Below are 3,260 nucleotides of genomic sequence, written 5' to 3'. Positions count from 1 at the left end.
CCAGCAATAAAGATTTTAAAAGTTTAATGTCTTTTAAGCTGGTTTGTTAGTAAAGCCTTTCGGAATACTTTTTAATATTTGACTTCAAAAACTATGAAAGGCAACTAAAAAGCTAAAAAATAAATTAAAATAACTGCTGAGGCAATAAAATAATACCATTTAAAACGCTTGTATTTGCCTCATATAGCATTTTTATATTTTAGCTTGTATTTTATAGTCTTTTTTAATTTGATAGCCTTAAAATTGAAATATTAAGCAAATAGAGGCATTCTAATTTAATACTATGCTTTTTATTTTTGCTTTATTCTCAGTATATTTAATGTTTGATAATTTCATAATCAAAATGTTACTTTCTCGGGTAACATTTTAATCAATCTAATTTAATCTAGTATAGAATAATTTATAAGCTATCTATTTGCTTTATATTTGCCTCATACAAAGACTTTTTATATAAAAACAATAAAACATACTAGTACAATAAAAAAAGCCTTAAAATAAGGCTTTAAGAGTGAATAAAGAAAAACAAAAAAGATAATTCTTAATAGTTGCCTTTCAGTATGAGAAATCAAAAAATAAAAGACATTCCGAAAGGCTTTACTAACAAGCCGACATCAAAAACATTAAATATTAAAAGACATTATTGTCGGTGCGTTAGTCTATAAATTTTCAAAATAAATAACGCCACTTTTTGAGAATAAAAAAAACGCTTTAATAAATATAATATTCTCTCTCTCTTTTTATTTTTTTAAAAGTTTATTAATAGTTATATTATAGCTTTATTATATATATTATATTATTAATAATTTTTTACTATACCCTTAAATAATATTAGAATAATCCTATAACAATTTATAAATATACTTATAGTAAAATAAGCATATATATATAATAAAAAATAAATATACCTATAGTAATTTAATCATATATGTATATGAATAAATAATAAATATGTATATCATAATAAAACTATACTCTATAGTAATTTTTTACTATAAGTTTAAGCAAAAAAATTAAAGCTGAGACATAATTTTATTATAGAGACTATCACATTCTAAATTAATATAACTTTTATTAAGATATATTTTTCTGTCGTCATTATCTTTTCTACTTCCAGTAGTATAAATTAAATTATTTTTAATTAATTTAGAAATTGATTTACTTATTGTACTACTGCTTTTATTTAATAATTCACCTATTTGCTTATTTGAAGCATAACAAAAAGTATATGAAATATCTTTTTTATTTTTTTTCATATCACTTTTTATATAAAGATATATAACAGCATAAACAAACTTATCTAATTCGGATATATCAAAATCAAATAAAAATGTTGGTACTACAAAAAAATTATATTTGATATTTTGTGATGATATGAAAGGTAAAACATTAATATTATTTTTAGACATAAATCTTAAATCCTTAAATTAGTATAAAGACATTTTAATATAAAAAACAAAATAAAAAAGGGCTTAAATGTATAAAATAAAAGCCCTTAACTAATTAAAAATTTAAGACAACAGAATACTAACACAAACATATATAATTACAACTTATAATCATTTTTGAAATACATATTTTAAAATTAATAAAATACTTAAAATATCAATCTACTTTAATCTACTATAGATTAAAAAAACACCATTATTTGAAGCGTACAGCCTTTATATAAAGACTTTTAATACATCATATACATAAATGTATATTTATATAAAAATAATCAAATACAATGTTTATCTATATCTGATAATTTGTTATAAAAATCATTAAAGCAACTTTTATAATCAATGTTAGTTGCCTCTCTATTCATTAAATAAAAAGACATAGCATTTTTGTATTTGACAAAATAATTATATTTTGTTTTTCTGTTTTTCTCATTGAATGAATATGCATCTTTTTTAAGAAGTTCGTAATTATCTTTATACTGGAAATATAAAGCCTGCCCCAGCATATAAGTTTCAAAATCTTTATTTGAATTAAACTTGTTGTTATTCGCTTTATTATCAATCATCGTAAAAAAATCTTTTTGCTTTTTATTAAAGTATTTATTAAATCTATCATAGACAATATTTTTATTTGAGTTCAACAAGTCGTTAAACTTAATACAATTAAAATCATCGGCTTTAACATCAAAATACTTTTTAATCATTTTATGTTTATTAAATGATATTTCATATCTTAAAATATTATTACTGTTTTTTGCTATCAATAAATCTGAGTATTCTTTGAAAGAATGATAATTAACATCGTTCGATAATTCTATTAAATCATTATATTTTGAATACAATTTATCACGGCTTTTTTTGGAAGTATGGAAATACAAAGTTTCATTGTTTACAAAGTCTTTATGTATTCGCTTTAATGTTCTATTCGGATATAAGATTTTTGAAAGTATTATCAAAGTATCTTTAATCGAATAATTATCTAATTTGATATTTTTAGTATAATCTAATTTCCTAACATTCGATTTATAAAAAACATCATCATTTAATTTTATAACTTCTTGAAGTGAATTAATCAAATAATCTACAACATAATTATAATTGCTTTTAGTGATATTATTTAAATAATTTTCTTTCAAAGTCTTAGCATTAAAATTGATGATTAAATCGTATGAAGCGGAGCTATTGACAACATCGTTGCCGTGATTTTCTCTAGTTTCAAGTAGTGATAATTTTTCAAGCCCACACACTTCATTTTTTATATAATTTGATAGATTATAGCTTTTTATATGAACTTTATATTTTGAATTATTTTTAATATCAAATACATTTTTGATTTTTTCTGAGTAGTCAAAATTGTTATAATCTTTCACAATATCATCGAACTTTATATTATTTTGTACTAAGCTATAATTTAATGATATTGTATCAAAACTAGATATACAACTTTTTTGATTTTGAATATTGCTATTTTTAAACGAGTTTGTTATATTTTGCATACTTTCCAGTCCTTATGTTTTTGAGTTTGCCGACTTCAAATATAAGGACTTTTTTATTATTTTTCAAGTATATTTCAAGCCTTAAAGTCAATAAAAATACTGTACAAAACTAGCTATAAAATCATACTCAAAAATGATGATGTGTAAAATTTTTACACAACGACACTATTAATTAATAAGCACTTCGTGTCGTTGTTGCTTTTTACTATATTTTAATACATTACTGTATAAACTAAAAATCAAAAATTGACATTCACGTGTCAACTTTTAAAAACTAAAAGTAAGCATAAAAATATTTGATAATAGCTTATAAGCTAACGCA

Annotated in this window: 2 protein-coding genes; both read right to left on the bottom strand. The window is 21.0% G+C overall.

Annotated features, from left to right (window positions below):
* Nucleotides 1-1,010: 1,010 nt before the first annotated feature.
* Nucleotides 1,011-1,406 (bottom strand): hypothetical protein, encoded by a 396-nt coding sequence (locus BINT_RS14375; protein WP_014486488.1) that lies wholly within the window; start codon nt 1,404-1,406, stop codon nt 1,011-1,013.
* A 311-nt stretch (nt 1,407-1,717) separates the two neighbouring features.
* Nucleotides 1,718-2,938 (bottom strand): hypothetical protein, encoded by a 1,221-nt coding sequence (locus BINT_RS14370; RefSeq protein ID WP_014486487.1) that lies wholly within the window; start codon nt 2,936-2,938, stop codon nt 1,718-1,720.
* Between the last annotated feature and the right edge of the window lie 322 nt (nt 2,939-3,260).

Origin of the sequence: Brachyspira intermedia PWS/A (assembly GCF_000223215.1) — a bacterium.
Lineage (GTDB): Bacteria > Spirochaetota > Brachyspiria > Brachyspirales > Brachyspiraceae > Brachyspira > Brachyspira intermedia.
Note: the sequence above shows the minus strand (reverse complement) of the source record. Positions and strands in the feature narration are given on the sequence as shown.

What these genes read in the sequence shown, in the direction of transcription:
- BINT_RS14375 (WP_014486488.1), bottom strand. Translation starts at nt 1,406, where the DNA reads ATGTCTAAAAATAATATTAATGTTTTACCTTTCATATCATCACAAAAT.
- BINT_RS14370 (WP_014486487.1), bottom strand. Translation starts at nt 2,938, where the DNA reads ATGCAAAATATAACAAACTCGTTTAAAAATAGCAATATTCAAAATCAA.